This is a genomic window from Mycobacteroides abscessus ATCC 19977, assembly GCF_000069185.1.
GTDB classification, from domain to species: Bacteria; Actinomycetota; Actinomycetes; order Mycobacteriales; family Mycobacteriaceae; genus Mycobacterium; species Mycobacterium abscessus.
Genome location: NC_010397.1, coordinates 4053200 through 4071036 on the forward strand (window position 1 = coordinate 4053200; position 17837 = coordinate 4071036).

At 63.6% G+C, this 17837-nt stretch carries 16 protein-coding genes and 1 pseudogene; 2 read left to right on the forward strand and 15 right to left on the reverse strand.

Annotation, left to right across the window (positions count from 1 at the left end; genetic code table 11):
- The 5 genes from MAB_RS20335 to MAB_RS20355 are packed head-to-tail and all read right to left on the reverse strand — an operon-like array spanning position 1 to position 4452.
- The gene (locus MAB_RS20335) at positions 1-456 is read right to left on the reverse strand and encodes a nitroreductase/quinone reductase family protein (protein WP_005080275.1); all 456 of its coding nucleotides are present in this window, start codon (positions 454-456) and stop codon (positions 1-3) included.
- A 27-nt stretch (positions 457-483) separates the two neighbouring features.
- On the reverse strand, positions 484-1323 hold the full coding sequence (locus tag MAB_RS20340) for a thioesterase family protein (protein WP_005098444.1): 840 nt from the start codon (positions 1321-1323) through the stop codon (positions 484-486).
- A gap of 5 nt (positions 1324-1328) precedes the next feature.
- Positions 1329-2174, reverse strand: coding sequence for a sugar phosphate isomerase/epimerase family protein (locus tag MAB_RS20345; protein WP_005080273.1), 846 nt, complete (start codon positions 2172-2174; stop codon positions 1329-1331).
- A 16-nt stretch (positions 2175-2190) separates the two neighbouring features.
- Positions 2191-3447, reverse strand: a complete 1257-nt coding sequence (locus MAB_RS20350; protein WP_005112142.1) for a hypothetical protein — start codon at positions 3445-3447, stop codon at positions 2191-2193.
- 57 nt (positions 3448-3504) lie between these two features.
- Positions 3505-4452, reverse strand: coding sequence for a Ppx/GppA family phosphatase (locus MAB_RS20355; RefSeq protein WP_005061956.1), 948 nt, complete (start codon positions 4450-4452; stop codon positions 3505-3507).
- Between the two features lie 34 nt (positions 4453-4486).
- Here MAB_RS20355 and MAB_RS20360 point away from each other — a divergent pair, with 34 nt between their 5' ends.
- Positions 4487-5302, forward strand: a complete 816-nt coding sequence (locus MAB_RS20360; RefSeq protein ID WP_005077870.1) for a DUF3109 family protein — start codon at positions 4487-4489, stop codon at positions 5300-5302.
- A gap of 88 nt (positions 5303-5390) precedes the next feature.
- Here MAB_RS20360 and mca read toward each other — a convergent pair whose 3' ends face one another.
- The 3 genes from mca to MAB_RS20375 are packed head-to-tail and all read right to left on the reverse strand — an operon-like array spanning position 5391 to position 8418.
- The gene (gene mca / locus MAB_RS20365) at positions 5391-6263 is read right to left on the reverse strand and encodes a mycothiol conjugate amidase Mca (RefSeq protein WP_005112145.1); all 873 of its coding nucleotides are present in this window, start codon (positions 6261-6263) and stop codon (positions 5391-5393) included.
- A 51-nt stretch (positions 6264-6314) separates the two neighbouring features.
- The gene (locus MAB_RS20370; RefSeq protein ID WP_005061963.1) at positions 6315-6860 is read right to left on the reverse strand and encodes an SRPBCC family protein; all 546 of its coding nucleotides are present in this window, start codon (positions 6858-6860) and stop codon (positions 6315-6317) included.
- Positions 6850-8418, reverse strand: a complete 1569-nt coding sequence (locus MAB_RS20375) for a flavin-containing monooxygenase (protein ID WP_005130449.1) — start codon at positions 8416-8418, stop codon at positions 6850-6852. Before MAB_RS20375 ends, MAB_RS20370 begins: the two co-directional genes overlap by 11 nt.
- A 269-nt stretch (positions 8419-8687) precedes the next feature.
- Here MAB_RS20375 and MAB_RS20380 point away from each other — a divergent pair, with 269 nt between their 5' ends.
- Positions 8688-9458 (forward strand): class I SAM-dependent methyltransferase, encoded by a 771-nt coding sequence (locus MAB_RS20380; protein ID WP_005080268.1) that lies wholly within the window; start codon positions 8688-8690, stop codon positions 9456-9458.
- A gap of 17 nt (positions 9459-9475) precedes the next feature.
- Here the strand turns inward: MAB_RS20380 and MAB_RS20385 are convergent, their stop codons facing one another.
- The 7 genes and pseudogenes from MAB_RS20385 to MAB_RS20415 form a co-directional block, all read right to left on the reverse strand.
- Positions 9476-11296: an SDR family oxidoreductase gene (locus tag MAB_RS20385; protein WP_005112148.1), complete on the reverse strand. Its 1821-nt coding sequence runs from the start codon at positions 11294-11296 to the stop codon at positions 9476-9478.
- Positions 11297-11311: 15 nt separating this feature from the next.
- Entirely contained in the window at positions 11312-12382 is a 1071-nt protein-coding gene (locus tag MAB_RS20390; RefSeq protein ID WP_005114661.1) for a PDR/VanB family oxidoreductase, read from the reverse strand.
- 53 nt (positions 12383-12435) lie between these two features.
- The gene (locus MAB_RS20395; protein WP_005077882.1) at positions 12436-13320 is read right to left on the reverse strand and encodes a metal-dependent hydrolase; all 885 of its coding nucleotides are present in this window, start codon (positions 13318-13320) and stop codon (positions 12436-12438) included.
- Between the two features lie 4 nt (positions 13321-13324).
- Positions 13325-14278: an SDR family NAD(P)-dependent oxidoreductase gene (locus MAB_RS20400; RefSeq protein WP_012296716.1), complete on the reverse strand. Its 954-nt coding sequence runs from the start codon at positions 14276-14278 to the stop codon at positions 13325-13327.
- Between the two features lie 6 nt (positions 14279-14284).
- Positions 14285-15205, reverse strand: coding sequence for an SDR family NAD(P)-dependent oxidoreductase (locus tag MAB_RS20405; protein ID WP_012296717.1), 921 nt, complete (start codon positions 15203-15205; stop codon positions 14285-14287).
- On the reverse strand, positions 15202-16773 hold the full coding sequence (locus MAB_RS20410; RefSeq protein WP_005085991.1) for a flavin-containing monooxygenase: 1572 nt from the start codon (positions 16771-16773) through the stop codon (positions 15202-15204). Before MAB_RS20410 ends, MAB_RS20405 begins: the two co-directional genes overlap by 4 nt.
- 29 nt (positions 16774-16802) lie before the next feature.
- Positions 16803-17656 (reverse strand): annotated as a pseudogene (locus MAB_RS20415) (metal-dependent hydrolase).
- Between the last annotated feature and the right edge of the window lie 181 nt (positions 17657-17837).

Below are 17837 nucleotides of genomic sequence, written 5' to 3' on the forward strand. Positions count from 1 at the left end.
TTATGCCGGTTCACAGATGACGACGGGAATGTCGCGGGTGGTGCTGCGCTGATATCCCGCGTAGGGGTTGCCGAATCCCCGGGTGATCTCCGGCCACAGTTCCGCCTTCTCTTCCGCCGAGGCGGTACGCGCGATGTACGGCTTGGTCTCGCCGCGCACAGTGATTTCAACATGGGGATCGGCGACGAGATTGAGGTACCAGGCGGGGTGGTGCGAGGCACCACCCAGTGAGGCGATGACGATAATCCGGTCCGGCCCAAAGACGGGAGAGCTCAACAATGTTGAGCGGCGTTCACCGGACTTGCGTCCGATGGTGTGCAGCTCCAGGGTCTGCATGTACCCGAGTTTGTGCGGCCAGCGGCCGCCTGTCAGTTTCAACAAGGCCCGGTGCCCGTTTTCCAACACCCACGCGCCGCGCTCGGCGACCCAGTCAGGCGTCTTCTGCTTGTCGCCCATGCCCGTCTCCCTCGTCAGGTAGCCCGATCAGTTTACGGGCACCATGGCGAGCTGGCGAGACTGCACCACCAACGCGCCTTCGGAGTCGATCACCGTGTGCTCGGAATCAAACCAATGCTGCCCGATCTGATTGGTGCTACACAGCACGCGCAGCCAACCATCCGCGGGCAGCGTGCGCAGATACGTGGTCAGCTGCACGGTGGGCGCCCAGCCAAAACGCCCCAGCGGGAAGGTCACGGGCACCGAGATGTCACCGCAGACCAGCGCGAACAGCCCGTCGGGCGCCATATCGCGGGGCCGGGCCCAGAGGACGATCTCGGGCTTGCCGCGCTCGCTCAGATCGCTCATCGACCGCAGTGACGGGCGCACATCCAACCCGCCAAACAGGTGAAAGATCTCCCCCATCGGATGCCCCTCGGCTATCGGGGCCACTCCCGGCGGCGGCTCGGCCGGCAGCTGGGTGAGTGCCGGCGGCAGGGCCGTGAGAAGCGGGCCCACATGCTGCTCCGGAGTGCCCAGGGTGACGACGGCATGAACCGCGGTGCGGTCGCCCTGGATCAGCTCGGCATCAACGAGAGAAATCTGCTTGCCGTGCTTGCGCACGGACGTACGCACCTGCATGTCACCGGGAGACGGCGCGAACAGGTAACTCGCGCTGACGGCGATGGGCTCACGCTGACCCGCGGATGAGCCGCTTGTGCGAAGACCTTCGGTCAGCGACTCACGCGCCGCCCCCGCGAGCAGCGCGAGCATCACGCCACCGTGCAGCTTGGGCCCGATCGTCCAGGTGTCATTCAGGTGAGCGTCAAACAGTCCCTCCCCGGCCGGGGTGAGAGACATAGCTTGCGCGAAGGGGGCATCTACCACGCCGTCTATCGCACCAGATGAGTTCTGGCGAACTCCAGCGACTCCCTCAAAATGGCCTCGCGCTGGTCTTCGGTGCGCGCCGTCGAGGTGTGCACCTCCAGCACCACCTGTCCGGTGAAGTCACCGCCCGCCAGCTCCTGACAAACCTGCGCTACGGGCTGAGTTCCCTTGCCGGGCACCAAATGTTCATCAACAGACGCGCCTGTGCCATCGGTCAGATGTAGATGCGTTAGCCCAGATCCCATGCGGCGCATCATGTCCAATGCGTCGGTACCGGCGGTCGCGGTGTGCGACAGATCCAAGGTGTAGTGGGCGTGGTTGGCGTCGGTGGGATCAAACGATGGGGAGAAAGCGGACACTCCGATTCCCGGCCTGCCACCGCGGCGTTTCATACGTTCTACCGACGTCTGCCCGGCGCCGAAGAGACGATCGGCCCGCAGGGGGAACATGTTCTCCACCGCCACGTGGACGTCACTCGAGTCCTCCAGCGCGGCAACCTGTTCGGCGAATCCCTCGGCGTACCGGCGCTGCCACCGAAACGGGGGATGCACGACAACGGTTTGTGCGCCCAACTTCTCGGCGGCGCGAACGCTGCGTTCCAGCTTCGGGATCGGGTTGGCTCCCCAGACGCGCTGCGACACAAGCAAGCACGGTGCGTGCACGGACAACACCGGCATGCCGTACTTACGGGAGAGTTTCGCGACGGCGTTGACGTCCTGACTCACCGCCTCGGCCCACACCATGAGCTCGACACCGTCGTACCCGAGCCGGGCCGCATACTCGAAGGCAGCTTCGGTTTTGAGCGGATATACCGAGGCCGTCGACAGACCAACCTTGATCGCAGGGCGCACGGTTGGGTAACGCTACCTAATCAACTGCTTGCAGCATGAGGACAAGTGGACCGAATGCGATCAGGGCTCCCACCACGATGGCGATGAGGATGCTGATCAAGTCCACCGTCTTGCGAATCACCCACAGCGACGCGACAAGAATTGCGATGAACAACACACCCAGCACCAGGGCGATGCCCTGGTTCCAGCTCCACAGCTCCCGGAATCCGAAGAACAGGCCGGCCCCGGCAGCCGCCGCCAACAGGTACTGGGCGGCGATCCAGCCGCCTTGCAGGTAGGTCTTGATCTTCTCCTTGCGCTCGGCCTTGGCCTCGGCGTCGGTCTTCTTCTCGGTCTCGACATCCGCGAGCTGACTGGCCTCGGTGTCGACCGGGCTCCCGTGCTCATTGACCAGCTCCTGAAGCTCATGCTCCAGTTGATAGTCATTCTCGTCGTAGTCGTTCTCTGCGCCCTCGACATCGTGCTCGGCGTCGTGTGAGTTCCATTCGACGGCCGTGGAGCGCCCGTACTCGCCGTCGTCCTCTTCGCACTCCGCGTCGTCCTCGTACTCGTCCGCGATGACCTCGGGACGGGCGTCGGGCTCCGGCTCCGCTTCCGGCTGCACGACGGCTTCGGGTTCCGGCTCGGGTTCAGGTTCCGGCTCGGGTTCGACGGGGCGAGACACCGGCGCCGGCGGAGTCGCGGGAGGCGCGGATGGCGCCGCCGGCGGAACGGGTGTGACCGGCTTGGCGGCTTCGGGCTTGGGGGTGGGCTTGGGGGTGGGCTCGGAGGTGGGCGCACTGGTGACCGGGGAGATGACGCCGGTGGCGTCGTTGAAGTCGATCGACTTCCGCGGTTCACCCGGCCGCGTGGCAGGGGTTGGCGTCGGCGGGAAGATGCTGCGCAGCGAGGACGCCATCGAAGACGGCTGAGCCGGCGTGGACGGCGTGCTGGGACCACGGCGCGCCGCCTCGTCGGCCATGCTGTCGCCACCGAACAACGCGTCCTCATTGGAACGCAGGTAGGAACGCGTCTCCGACGGTGCCGCTGCCTCGGGCGCCTTGGTTGCCTCGGGTGCGGCGGTTTCGGCGGCGGGCGACGGATTGGGACGTGCCCGGCCGCCCTTCTTGTCACGGATGACGGGGATCTCACCGGTCAGCTCGGCGACCGGGATCGCATCGGCGTTACCGCGCATACGGCGGCGGTGTCCGCTGATCTTGCCTTCGGCGGCACCATTGCGCGCCAGCAGCTCGGCAACCGATACCGGCCGCTGCGTGTCGTCTGACTCGGTCATGTCCTCTCCTACCGTCCGAGGCTAATGTCGCCGGCCCTGCGGCTCCGGGGACGGGTCTTAGTCCACAAATGCGGTGCCATCCGCTTCGCTGTCCAGCTTGCGCAAAATCAGGCCCTCGCGCAGAGCCCAGGGACAGATATCGACCGCCTCTAACGACAGAGCACGCATGCTTGCCTCCGCGACGAGTGCTCCGGCGACGATCTGAGGCGCCCTGTCGACACTGACTCCCTCCAACTCCGCACGGTCTGCGGTCGTCATCCGCGAGATGAATGCGATCAACTGACGCAGTCCGCTTGCTGTAAGTGTCCTCTTAACTCGTGGTCCTGCGCCGGAAGGTGCAGCACCGGTGAGTCGCGCAAGCGACCGGAACGTTTTCGAGGACGCTACGGCCAGGTCAGGCACCCCGGCCGCCGCCACCTGTTTGGCGGCGTCGACCAGTTCCGATTCCAGCCAGTCACGCAGCATAGCGACGCGGCGCCGTCCCGGCGGATCTTCGGCCAACCACTCCCGGGTCAACCGGCCTGCCCCCAGAGGCAGGGACAACGCGATGTCGGGTTCTTCGTCGACTCCGCACGACATCTCCAGAGAGCCGCCGCCGATGTCGAGGTTGATGATCCGTCCGGCGCTCCAGCCGTACCAGCGCCGCACCGCCAGGAAGGTCAGCCGCGACTCGTTGACACCGGAGAGGACCGCGAGGTCTACGCCGGTCTCCTTCTTGACCCGGGACAGCACCTCATCGGAGTTGGTGGCGTCGCGTACCGCGGAGGTGGCGAACGCCATGATCTCCGTGCAGCCAGAGCTGCGGGCAATCTTTGAGAACTCTCCGATGGTGTGCACCAGGCTGTCCGCTCCCTTACGGGTGAGCTTGCCGGATTCATCGATGGCCTCTGCCAGACGCAGCGCGGCCTTGGTGGAACTCATGGGTGTGGGGTGCCCACCCCGTCGGGCATCAACCACCAACAGGTGCACCGTGTTGCTGCCGACATCCAGCACGCCTAATCGCACGCTGGACAGGTTAGTGGGTCTACCGTTGACATCTGTGACGACGCTGCCAAAACAGCCCTTTGGACGTGACGCCTCCCTCGACGGTCAGGAGGTGGAGCTCGACTTCGCCCGCGAGTGGGTGGAGTTCTATGACCCGGAGAACCCGGAACATCTGATCAAGGCCGACATGACCTGGCTGCTGTCGCATTGGACCTGCGTGTTCGGCACACCGGCATGCCAGGGAACCGTTGCTGGGCGCCCCGACGATGGTTGCTGCTCACATGGGGCCTTTCTGTCCGACGCAGATGACCGGGCGAATCTGGATGATTCGGTCAAAAAGCTCACCGACGCCGACTGGCAATTCCGGGAGAAGGGGCTGGGCCGCAAGGGCTACCTCGAGAAGGACGAGCTCGACGGGGAAAAGCAGTGGCGCACACGCAAGTACAAGGGCGCCTGCATCTTCTTGAACCGTCCCGGCTTCGCCGGTGGCATCGGCTGCGCCCTGCATTCCAAGGCGCTCAAGCTGGGCGTGGAGCCGTTGACGATGAAGCCCGAGGTGTGCTGGCAGCTGCCGATCCGGCGGACGCAAGCCTGGGTGGACCGTCCGGACGGTTCGCAGATCCTCAAGACGACGATTACCGAGTACGACCGGCGCGGCTGGGGTGAAGGCGGCGCAGATCTGCACTGGTACTGCACCGGGGACCCGGCAGCACATGTCGGCAAGAAGCAGGTGTGGCAGTCGTACGCCCCGGAACTGACCGAGCTGCTGGGCGAAAAGGCATATGCGGAGCTGGCCGCGATGTGCAAGCGCCGCAAGGGACTGGGACTGATCGCGGTGCATCCCGCCACGGTCGCCGCGGCGCCGCACTAGCGCCCGGCGCGCCCCCACTCACCGCACGGCGCGCCCCACTCACCGCACGGCGCGCCCCACTCACCGCACGGCGCGAGCATGCTCGCGGCTAGAGGCCGGCGAAGAGGTCGGTCTCCGGGGCCTTGGTCGCGACGCGACTGTGCGCGAGCTCGAACTTTTCGGTGGGCCAAAGGTGCTGCCGCCAGGTCCATGGCACCAGGAAGAACGGCCCGTTGGGGTCCACTTGCGACGCGTGTGCCCGCAATGCCCTGTCCCGAACGCAGAAGTAGTCTCCGCACGCAACCAGGGTCGTTGCACGCCGGCTGCCTACCCGTCGCGTCAGCATGCTCGAGACCCGCACCCAGCCGGGCACCGTCACGTCGCCCAACCGCTGATCCGTGGATGCCGCGGCGGCGGATTGACGCCGCGGCATCCGGCTGACGATTCGTTCGGCCCGGCCCGCGAACCGCACCATGCGCGGTGTCACCCGGACTATCTCGTGAAAGTAATAGAGCTTGGCCACGTCGGGGCAGGCCCCATAGGCCGCGACAGCCATCTGATGACAGCGGATGTGATCGGGGTGTGGATAGCCGCCGCATTCGTTATAGGTGACCATCACATGCGGCCGAAACTGCTCGATCACCGCCGTAAGGCATGCCACCGATTCGGCCAGCGGCACAAGCGCGAAGCCATCCGCCGGCAGCAGACCAGGATCCAGCTGCAGGCCGGAGTCCGTGAAACCCAGCCAATGGTGCTCGACACCAAGGGTTTTCGCGGCAAGCGCCATTTCCTGACGGCGCACCTGGCGCAGGTTCTCCTGAACGCCGGCCCGGTTCATCGCCGGGTTGAGAATGTCCCCACGCTCACCGCCGGTGGCTGTTACGACGAGAACCTGGTGCCCCTCGGCCGCATACTTGGCCAGGGTCGCGGCACCACGGCTCGACTCGTCGTCGGGGTGGGCGTGCACCGCCATCAACCGCATGTTGTCAGTGGAACACAGCCCGCCCTGCCTGTACTGCCCGGCCGGGCAGTCTCAACCGGTGCGCTGTGGCCCGCGCACCGGCAGCTCGCGGGCCAACCCGCCGAGCCCAAACCAGAACACCGGCTGAAGCACGGCGGCGACCGGCCGAATCAGGAACCGCGAACCCGGGATGTTCGTCAGGTACCGCGGCGCGCAGGCCAGCGTCCAGTCGACGGTTGCCTTGCCGGGTTCGGGTTCCGGCACCACCCGGTATTCCTCGCACCAGGACCCGAACACCGGCAAGGTGGCATCTAGCGCCGTGTATCGCATGACGCGGGGAGCATCGAAATGAATGATCTGCTCGTGCTGGGCGAACACCATCCAGGAGTGGATGTACATCTGAAAGTCCCGGACGGTGCCCGGGGTGGGCGTGATGTCCAGCGGATACCGGCAACCCCAGACCGACGGCAACCACGACCACATCCGGTCGCCGGACACCACTCGCCAGACATCCTCGGGTGGGGCGTCGAAGGTGCGGCGAACTCGGGTCACAAACGGCGCCGTCGCGAAGAAGTCCTCGACCCCGTCCGCCGCAATGGGCACTGCGTCAAACCGCATGTTCGATCTCCTTCACCGGGCTGCTGATGCGCTTGAATTCGTATGCGGTCGATGGGAATTGGACACTGCGCCGGTAAGACTGCAACACCGTCCACGGCCGCACGTAGGGCGTATCGCCCTGCGAATTGATGAAATAGCTGTTGGATCCGGCGCAGTTCACGGTGAAGTACCGGTTCAGGTTCGCGCCGCTGCGGGAGATGCTGGCCTGAAAATCGTCGAGGGCCTCCTGCGTCACCTCAACCCAGGTCGCTCTCCTGGCACGGGCCAGTTTGAGTACCGCTTCGATATGGCGCATCGAGTTCTCGAGGATGTAGTGAAAGCTGGTGCCCGTCCACGAATACGGGCCCACGAGCATAAACCTGTTGGGCAGCCCAGGAACCGACGTACTCTGATATGCCTGCAGACCGTTGTCGCGATAGAACTCGGCCAGGTCGAATCCCTTGGTGCCCAATACCGTCCCCACTCGGTAGGTCTCGGGATCGGAGAACATCTCGTAGCCGGTGGCCAGCACCAGCACGTCAATCGGCCGCTCCGTCCCCGCCCTGTCCACGATGCCGGTCGGGGTAATCCGTTCGATACCGTTCGACACCAGCGTCACATTCGCCCGGTTAAAGGTGGGGAGGTAATCGGCACCCAGCGTGCCGCGGGTGCATCCCGCTCCGAACCGCGGCCGCAGCTGCTGCCGCACCTCCGGGTCTTTCACCTTGTATCGCAGCCATCCGAGATACGCCCACAACGCCACCCGATCGAAAATTGCTCCGCCCGCACGGAAAAGCGGCTTGGGCGTGTAGATCAGCACGCGTAGGCCAAGTTCGATCCCGGCCAAGGCGATTCCATTCAGGGCATTGGCGAACCGGCGCCGCGACAACAACCGCTGCAATGGCCGCGGCAGCCGGAAGTCGGGTTTAGGGAAGTACCACTGCGGGGTCCGCTGATACACGTCCAGGTGTTCCACCTCGCCGGCGATGGCCGGAGCGATCTGCACGGTGGAGCTGCCGACACCGACGATCCCGACGCGCTTACCACGCATGTCCACGTCGTGTTGCCACCGGGACGGTACCTGGACCGGACCGGCGAAGGTGTCCAAACCCGGAATGTCCGGCGCCGTACGAGGATTGATGTAGGCGCCGATCGCACTGATCAAGAACCTCGACGAGATGACCTCGCCGCCTGTGGTGTGCAGCCGCCAACTGTGGTTGTCTTCGTCGAATACCTCACGCTGAACACATGTCCCGAACCGAGCATGCGCACGCAGCCCGTGTTCGGCCACCAAATCCAAGGCGTACTGCTGTATCTCAGCTCCACTGGCGAAGAACCGCTGCCAGTCCCCCTTCGGGGCGAACGTGAATTGGTAGGCCACCACCGGAATGTCCGCACCGACGCCCGGATAGGTGTTGCGCAACCAGGTGCCACCGAAATCCTCGTCCCGATCAATGATGACGAAGTCTTTGATACCGATCTCAAGCAGCTTGATGGCCGCGCAGATGCCGCCCAGCCCGGCGCCGATGATCGCCACCTCGTAATCAGGTTCGTCGGGCAATCCCATGGCTGTCTCCATGGTTCTTTTCACGGCACATTCCTTCCATTCCTTGCGGGGTATCTCGCCGAACGTCCCGGCTGCCCACGCATCGCGCGCGACGACCCACCCAACCGGACAAGTGGAGAATATTTAATAGACTGACACGCCATTCACTAAATAGCAAGATGGTTGCGGCGGTCCATACTGCGAAAACCGCTCCATCACGGACCTATGCGTGACCTTAAGTATCCAGTACTATCCGTTCCACAAACTCGCTCGATCGACGTTGACCGGGAGGCATCGTGGGCATGCTGCACCATCCGACACTGGCTGATTCGCTGATCGATCCGGCCCGGATCGATCACCCCCCGCGGCGTGATCACGGCTATCTCGACGTCCTGGGCCCCGAAAGCGATGAACCGGTGTCCGTTGCCAACCGGTTCATGCAGAGCCCGCTATTGGCGGCGATCTACGAGCGTGCCTGGCGGCCGATGTTCACCCGCGGGTTCAGCTATGGCGGAAAGAGCACTCTCAAAGCCCATACCGCGCTGATGGACGAGATAGCCGGTCGCGGCGATCACAAGATCCTTGATGTCGCATGCGGTCCCGGCCTGTACACCCGCGAGCTGGCGGCGCAGCTCGGCACGGCCGGCGTGTGTATTGGGCTGGATTTGTCCGGGCCGATGCTGCGGCGCGCGGTGCGCGACAACTCGGCGGAACGGGTCGATTACATCCGCGGTAGCGCGCACTCGTTGCCCTTCGCCGACGCCACCTTCGACACGGTGGTGTGCCTCGCCGCGCTGTATCTGATCCCCGATCCCGAGCAAGCCGTCCGGGAACTATGCCGGGTGGCGGGGCCGGACGGTCAGATCGTCGTCTTCACGTCTCTGAGGACTCGGGCGGCGTCCCTGCCCGGTGTCACCACGGCCATGCGCATCGGCGGCTTTCGTGCGTTTGGGCGCGACGAAGTCACCGGCTGGCTGCGCGCCCAGGGCTGGACCGATATCGACCAGACAGTCACCGGACAAGGTCAATTCATCCGGGCACGCCGCGCGGTCGCCCTCCGGGTGGCAACCTAGCGGCCCGACCGCCGCCGCTACTTCTTGTTCGGCACCAGCTTGATCAGATCGGTCATGCCCGCCTTGGTGGCGAAGTAACGAGTCAGCCCGGGGGCCAGCCGATTGTTGAGGTATTGCAGTCGGGCCTCCGGGGTCACGGGTACAACCTGCTTGTTCTTGCGCACCGCACCGACAATCTGGCGGGCGACCTTTTCCGGGCCGTAGCGGCGCATCGCGTAGGCCCTATCCCCGGCCTGCTGCATGCGCGCCTCTTCGTCGGCACTGACGCCCGAAATTTTAGTGGTGGCAACGATATTGGTGTGCACAACCCCGGGGCAGATGGTGGTGACGCCGATGTTGTGCGCGGCGAGATCGGCACGCAGGCAGTCGGAGAACATGAATACCGCCGACTTGCTCGTCGAATATGCGGTGAAGGCCTTCTGCGGGCTATACGCGGCCATGCTGGACAGATTGACGATGTGACCGCCGAGCCCGCGTTCGGCCATCTTGGCCCCAAATGCTCGGCTACCGTTCACCACTCCGAACAAGTTGGTCTCGATGACGCGCCGGAACTCTTCCGAGGGGGTGTCCAGAAATCCACCGGCAGCGCCGACCCCGGCGTTGTTCACCAGAACATCAGGCACACCATGACGTTTCACGACCTCCTCGGCGTGTGCGTTGACCGCCTCCTCGTCCGCGACGTTGAGCCGATAGGCGTGCGCCACCCCGCCCGATTGCTCGATGAGGGACACCGTTTCGTTAGCGCCATCCAGATTGACGTCGGAGAGCACCACCTCAGCACCCTGACGCGCGAATTCGAGCGCGGTTTCTCTACCGATGCCGCTACCGCCACCGGTGATGACCACCAGCTGATCCTCAAACGGTCTGCGACTCTTGCCCATTTCTGCCCGCCGTAGCCCACGTCCGGGCTGGTTCCCCGATACCGCATCGATCAGTTCGGCTGTCGCGGCCGCGAGCACCTGCGGGTGGGAGAACGGCAGCCAGTGGCCGCCATCCAGCACACGCCGCCAGGTCTGTTGATTCCACTTGAGCTCGTCGTCATAGTTCGATTGCCGCACGGCGGGATCCCGGGTGCCGACGATGACCTGAACGGGCACCCGGGTATGCCGGTCCTGTGGATGCAGCATGGCCGGCAGTGCGTTCGCGCGGTATACGCGCAATGTCCTGGTGATATCGCTCATGAATGTCGACCCGAGGTGAATGTCCTCCACCGGCGCCCCCTCGGCAAGGGAGAGACCTGTGCGCCAACGTCTTTCATTCATCGTCAGCTTGAGCAGGACGTTCGGGATGACCGGAGTCATGGATCCGAACATGTAGAGCAGCGAGCCGATCTGGCCCAGCGCCAGTGCCAGGTTCTTGGGTGTCGGATTGCCGAACCGTGATCGCACCCACTTGCTCATGTGATGCGCGGAGGGGCCCGACACCGACGTGAATGAGGAAAATCGGTGCTCCAGTTCGGGATCGCAGATCGCTTCCCACATCGCGACGCTGCCCCAGTCGTGCCCGAGCACATGCACCGGCTTATCCGGACTGACCGCATCGGCTACGGCAACGTAATCACTGGCCATCTCGGTGAGCCGAAAGTCACGGAAGCTCTTGGGGTTGGAACTCTTGCCCGCTCCGCGATTGTCAATCGCGACCAGTCTAAAGCGGTCCCGGAGCAGCGGCGCAACACCGTCCCATAGATGGTGCGAGTCGGGCCACCCGTGAACCAACAGGATGGTCTCGCCCTCGGGGTTGCCCTGCATGAAGTACGCGACGTCGATATCGCCGTTGCGCACCACATGCTCGGTCATACCGCCGTTCGTCACACCATCACGTTCGGTCGTGAGAGTCATCCGTATCTCCGTTTCTCAGATGTCCAATACCAAGCGCTCGCCGTCAGCCCGTGACACACACAGGAGCATCTGGCCTTCGGCGCGCTGAGTTTCCGTCAAAAGGCTGTCGCGGTGATCGGGACGGCCCGCGAGCACCTTGACCTTGCACGTGCCGCAGAAGCCCTGCCTACACGAGTGCGGTGTGCCGGGCCTGCTGGTGAGGACCGCTGCCAGGGCGCTCTGATCGGCGCCGACTTCCAACACGGGGCCCCCAATACCCAGCTGGACCTGGAACGGCACACCATGTTCGATAGGAGGAGCCGAAAATCGTTCGAAATGCAGCTCGGCTCCATCACATTCGGCCACGGCATCACGAACGACGTTCAGCATGGGTGCAGGGCCACAGCAGTACACCGCAAGATCGGGATGTAATGGCGGCAGCAGATCCGCCGGCGTGGGCAACCCGTCCTCATCGTCCGTACGGATGGTGATCCGGTCTCCATAACGGGCCAGCTCATCGCGGAACGGAATGGACTCCCTACTGCGGCCGGTGTACGTCATCGTCCACGGCAGTCCCAACTCCGTCGCCACCGCCAACATCGGCAGAATCGGGGTGATACCGATACCGCCTGCCACGAAATGGAACCGGCGCGTACCGGTATTCAGATGGCCGGTGGTGGCCAGCGGGAAGGCATTGCGCGGACCCTTGACGCCGAGCACATCACCGACGCTCACCCCGTCGTGCAGCTCAATCGATCCCCCATTACCGTTCGGTATGCGCCGCACCGCAATTCGGTAGCTAAACCGATCGCGCGGATCGCCACAGAGCGAGTACTGCCGGACGGCACCCGACGGCAGCGTCACATCCAGGTGCGCGCCCGGCCGCCATCGTGGTAACTCCCCACCGTCGTGCGCGCCGAGGGAAAGGGCGACGACATCCTGGTCGGCGGCCACCACCGACCGTTCCCGCACCGTCAGGTGGAGCGACCGGTCCACCCATTTGGGTGGCCGGACGGGGCCCAGTAGCGGACTCAGTCGCAGCACCGCGGGCAGTGTCTTCCCGAGAGCCGCGACAGCGGTCGGTCCCACGACGTCGAGAACCCTCATGCCCCAGGCGAGGGGATGACGACCTGTCTGGGTCGCCATCGGGAGTGCGTGTGTCATGCCGCGGCCGCAGCCTTGGCCGCAGGAGATTTTGCCAAGTACGCAACCGCCTGCGCGGTATCGCCGATCGATTCCGGAGTGAATCCGGGCCGCAGAAAACTCCTGAAGCCCTCTCCCAGCACGCTCCACTTCAAGGTGGCGCCACGCTTCATCGCTCGGTTTGTCTCGCGCAGCCATCGGACCAAACTCATCTTCGGCACCCCGGGGTCGGCCCGCGCGAGCAGCCAGCTGAGCAAGATGAGCCCCACCGGGATGGTGGCGCAGGAACCGATGAAGTACGCCATCATCCGCGGGCGTCCGACTCCGACGTGCCGTGCAAGATCCCAGGCGACGCTGCGGTGTTCGACTTCCTCCGCCCCGTGCCAGCGGAACATGTCGGTGATCACCGGGTCGGCACCGTAATTCTCGAATTCGAAGTTGAGCAACCAATCGCCGGCGGTGGCGGTGAGATGCTCGATGCCCGCAATGATCGCGATGCCCTCGACCATTACGCGATACCGCAGCTTCGGCGGGAGACGATCCATCTGCTGTCTGAATGTGGCGAGCACGCGCTCGGTCAGCTCGTGTAGCGGTTGCGCGTCGATACCGTGCTGGCTGAAGTACTCCAGCAGTGCCTTGTCGTGCGTATCGGAATGTAGCTGTTCCTGACCGATGAAGCCGATGACCTCTTCACGCAGCTTGTCGTCTCTGATGTGCGGTAGCGCCCGGCCGAATACTTCGACGAAGAACAGCTCGCCGGCCGGCAGCATGAAGTTGAGCGCCGATAACGCGTGGGAGGCTACCGGCTCGCCAGGGATCCATTGCAGTGGAGAATCCGAGAAGTCGAATCTGACATTGCGGGCGTGCAGTGCCACCTCGCCGATGGCTGCGGTGTCATTCATCTGGTTACCTCCTCGCCGCCGTGGGCTTTCGATCCTCCTCGACACCGCCTTGGCGCGAGAGCAGGTTCAGATCGTCGAGCTTGCCGAGTGCCCAGGCACCCCAGCGCTCGGCACGTTCGATCGAGAACGCCTGTGTCGTCCGACGGTTGATTCCTGGTGCGACCCGGCCGAGGACATATCCCAGCCACGCCTCGGTACGCACCGGAACCACGGCGAGGTCGTACCGCACCGCACGGGTAACAGCACGCGCCACCAAGTCCGGGCTCATCGGAGAGAACGGCAAGTGGGCGGCGAACTCCTGTGCCCGGCGCATGATTTCCTTGCCACGCTGGACCATTTCTTGATCGACCCCAACGGTTATCCCGTTGAGCCCGATGTTGGTGTTGATAAACCCGGGGCAAATGGCACTGACCCCAACACCTTTGGGCCCCAGCTCGAGCCTCAAACATTCGGTGAGCATCTTCACCCCGGCCTTCGACACCGAATACGGCGCCATCACCGCCGTCGGCGTAAACGCGGCAGCCGAAGCGATATTGACGATATGCCCACTACCGCGTTCGACCATCTGCTCACCGAACACCCGGCACCCATGCACCACCCCCATGAGGTTCACCGAGAGCAAGCGATCCCAGTCGGCCGGCGTGAGTTTCAGGAATGGTCCACCCAGCGCGATTCCGGCGTTGTTCACCAGCACATCGGCCACACCGTGATCGGCGAGCACATCCCGGGCGAAGGTCTCCCACTGATCCGGGTCCGTGACATCCAACTGCACTGCCGAGGCGGTGTTGCCGTCGGCCTGGATCATCGCCGTCGTGGCATGCGCAGAGTCGAGATCCATATCGGAGACCACCACGTGGGCACCGCGTTTGGCGAACCTTATGGCCGTGGCCCTACCGATACCGCTGCCCGCCCCAGTCACCACGACAAGTTGGGGTTGGAGCTGATTGAGTTTCACCATGATCGCCTACCCCACGCTCTCGACGAGCGCCGGAACATAATGCTCCTGCTGTTTGACCAGTGCACGCGCACCGAGTCGCTCGAATCTGTCCACGCCGAACGGCGCCATCAGTCGTCTGTTCACCGCAGGCAATGCCCGGGAGACGAAGTATCCGAACCACGATTCAAGCTTCACCGGAACCACCACCAGGTCCAGGCGGATGGCGCGCGTGACGGCCCTGGCCACCAGCTCGGGACTCATCGGTGTCCAGGGCAGCTTCTCGGTGAATTCACGAATCCGTTGGATGCGCCGTTGACTCGCGTCGGCGATTTCCGGATCGACTCCCACCATGGTGCCGTGTACGCCGATGTTGGTGTTGATAAACCCGGGGCAAATGGCACTGACCCCAACACCTTTGGGCCCCAGCTCGAGCCTCAAACATTCGGTGAGCATCTTCACCCCGGCCTTCGACACCGAATACGGCGCCATCACCGCCGTCGGCGTAAACGCGGCAGCCGAAGCGATATTGACGATATGCCCACTACCGCGTTCGACCATCTGCTCACCGAACACCCGGCACCCATGCACCACCCCCATGAGGTTCACCGAGAGCAAGCGATCCCAGTCGGCCGGCGTGAGTTTCAGGAATGGTCCACCCAGCGCGATTCCGGCATTGTTCACCAGCACATCCGGGACGCCGTACTCGATGGAGACGTAGCGGGCGACGTCCGCCCAATGCGCAGGGTCGGTGACATCGAGTTGTACCGCGGACGCATTGCGTCCCATGGCCAGAATCAGGTCCACCGTTTCATTGGCGGTATCCAGATCGAGGTCGGTAACTACCACGTGGGCACCGCGTTTGGCGAACCTTATGGCCGTGGCCCTACCGATACCGCTGCCGGCACCGGTCACCACCACCAGGCGAGGCTCCGACGGATTGACTCTCACACACTCTCCCCGGCGGTCGATGCCACGGTCTCTGGCACCACCGAGGCGGTCGAGTAGCGATACACATCAAGGTTGTAGTGGCGGTTCTGCCAATACATTTCACCGTGCGTCGTCGGCCGGAACGGTGAATCACCGTTCTGGTCCAGGTAGTACGTGTTGGAGCCGGCGCACACGTCGGTGAACAGGAAATTCTTCTCCTGCCGCTTCAAACACTTTCTAAAGTACTCATCGTGGGCTTCCTGGCGTATCTCACACACAGTGGCCCCACGCCGCTTGGTCTCGGCTATGGCACGGGCGAGGTGCGCCGAAGTAGCCTCAATCATCCAGAGATAGGACCCCAATACAAATCCGTATGGGCCGGTGATGGAGAACATGTTGGGATATCCGGGTACCGAAACTCCTTGGTAGGACTGGAAACGGTGCCTGTCCCAGAATTCGCCCAGGTCTTGTCCACCACGGCCGTGCACAGGGAACGGCGGTACCGAACCCTTGTCCCACAGTCTGAACCCCGTCGCGCAGATGAGCACATCGACCACGTGCTCGACACCATCAACCGTGCGCACTCCGTCGGGCGTGACGCATTCGATCGACTCGGTGATCAAACTGACGTCATCGCGGTTGAAGGTCTTGAGGTACTCATTCGACATCGACGGCCGCTTACAGCCCAGCCCGTACCGAGGAATCAGCTTCTCGCGAATCACCGGGTCGTCGACTTGGCTCCGCATCCAGCGGCGCATCGGTGCCTCACCCGCGCGCCTGACCGCGTTGATCAGCCAGGCCGGTCCGGCCACCTGACCGCTCATCGCCATCTCGATGCCGACGGTCGCAATCGCCCGGATAGCAGAGCGAATCCTGCTGTTCCCCAGGATTATCCGACCCAGCGGGCCAATTTCCAGGTCGAACTTCGGACCGACCCAGATCGGCGTACGCTGGAAGACGGTGAGATGACTTGTCTCGTCGACGATGGCTGGAACCAGCTGCAGCGAGGTCGCCCCCGTTCCGATCACGGCAACGCGTTTACCCGCGAGCGCCACATCGTGATCCCACAGCGCGGTATGCATGAGCGTCCCACCGAAGTCGTGCACACCCGGGATGTCGGGCATCTTCGGGCGCTCCAGTCCGCCGACCGCCATCACGCAATATCTGGCGGTGATCTCCTTGCCGCCATCAGTCGCCAATCGCCACAAGCTGTTTCGCTCATCGAACTCCGCACGAGTGATGCTCGTACCCAACCGCAATTTGTCACGCAGGCCGTACTTGTGCACCATCGATTCGGCATATTGTTGCAACTCGATCCCCGGCGCGAACAGACGCGACCAATCGCCGCGCTGCTCGTAGGAGAAGCTGTACACCACCGAAGGGATATCTACCGCCACTCCAGGATAGGTGTTCGCATGCCAAGTGCCACCCACCTGATCCCATTTGTCGAGAATGATGAAGTCGTGGATCCCTTTGCGCTGCAGAGAGATACCAGTTCCAATGCCGCCGAATCCAGCCCCGATCACCGCCACCTCGTGATCAGGTTGTTCCAGCTCAGCCGTCGTTGCATGCCGTGCGGCAGGGCTCACGGTTCGCGTCTCCTTTGACGTTTCGCGGTCTATTTGAGGTGGTCTACGAGAATTCCCTTGCTGCCGAACAGTTCCTGCTGCCAACGTTCCAGCAGCTCATCGGTGTTGATGTCGTCGGGATGGAAACCGGGCCGCAGGTACTTGCGGACATCACCCACGATTCCCTTGAACAGGGGGCCACCGAAGAGTCCCCTCGCTTCTCGCAACAGCCGCAGCGGCTGGCGGCGTGCGACGGGATCAGCAAGCAGCGAGCCGGCGAGGATGCCCAAGGTCAGCGGCGGCACGATGGTCATCGCCGCAAGCATCAAGCCTATCCGCATCGTCTCGGTGCCCCCAACGGCACGGTAGACGTCAAAGGCCACCGACTTGTGTTCCAGCTCCTCCAGGGCGTGCCAGTTGAGCAGATGCCATACCTCGGGATCCCCGGGAATGGCCTGCACTTCGTCACTACCGAGCGTCCGCTCGGCGAGGATCGCCGTCATGTGTTCGGCCATCGCGGTGAAGGCCAGGTGAGCCCGCGGGGGCAGCATGTTCTCAAACCGGATCAACCGGTCGACTTGCTTCTTCGAATCCAACCACGCGATGGGGTAACCCATCTCGATCAGCTTCTCGTTGACCCGCCGGTGCTCTTGTCCGTGCACCGACTCTTGTCCGATGAAGCCTGCGACACGCTTCTTGAGCACTGGATCGGTGATCTGGTCGGAGAACTTGCGCACCGAACGAATGAAGCCCTCTTCACCGGGCGGGAAACCCCGGACAGTCCGGCCACGAAATGGCTGTAGACGATGTCGTTTTCCACGAAGTACTTATGGGCGTTGCCGTCGTCGCCAAAGCGGAATCGGATCCGCCGGGTCTTCGGATACGCCGCAGCCGGGCTCGCCATTTCATCACTCCCTTGTGACGGAAAGTTACTAGTACTTGAAGTACTACCTGGAGTACACCATAAGACCGGGGCAACGCGGGACGCAATACACAGCTTTAGGTCAAATCAGCCCAAGAAAGCACCCGGCCGGCGAGCAGCCAGTCGGTGTCACAAGAAGAAGACGCACACCCAAGAGGTGGGA

Coding starts and splice junctions, on each gene's coding strand:
- MAB_RS20335 (WP_005080275.1), bottom strand. CDS start 456: ATGGGCGACAAGCAGAAGACGCCTGACTGGGTCGCCGAGCGCGGCGCG.
- MAB_RS20350 (WP_005112142.1), bottom strand. CDS start 3,447: ATGACCGAGTCAGACGACACGCAGCGGCCGGTATCGGTTGCCGAGCTG.
- mca (WP_005112145.1), bottom strand. CDS start 6,263: ATGCGGTTGATGGCGGTGCACGCCCACCCCGACGACGAGTCGAGCCGT.
- MAB_RS20370 (WP_005061963.1), bottom strand. CDS start 6,860: ATGCGGTTTGACGCAGTGCCCATTGCGGCGGACGGGGTCGAGGACTTC.
- MAB_RS20375 (WP_005130449.1), bottom strand. CDS start 8,418: ATGGAGACAGCCATGGGATTGCCCGACGAACCTGATTACGAGGTGGCG.
- MAB_RS20380 (WP_005080268.1), top strand. CDS start 8,688: ATGCTGCACCATCCGACACTGGCTGATTCGCTGATCGATCCGGCCCGG.
- MAB_RS20385 (WP_005112148.1), bottom strand. CDS start 11,296: ATGACTCTCACGACCGAACGTGATGGTGTGACGAACGGCGGTATGACC.
- MAB_RS20390 (WP_005114661.1), bottom strand. CDS start 12,382: ATGAGGGTTCTCGACGTCGTGGGACCGACCGCTGTCGCGGCTCTCGGG.
- MAB_RS20395 (WP_005077882.1), bottom strand. CDS start 13,320: ATGAATGACACCGCAGCCATCGGCGAGGTGGCACTGCACGCCCGCAAT.
- MAB_RS20400 (WP_012296716.1), bottom strand. CDS start 14,278: ATGGTGAAACTCAATCAGCTCCAACCCCAACTTGTCGTGGTGACTGGG.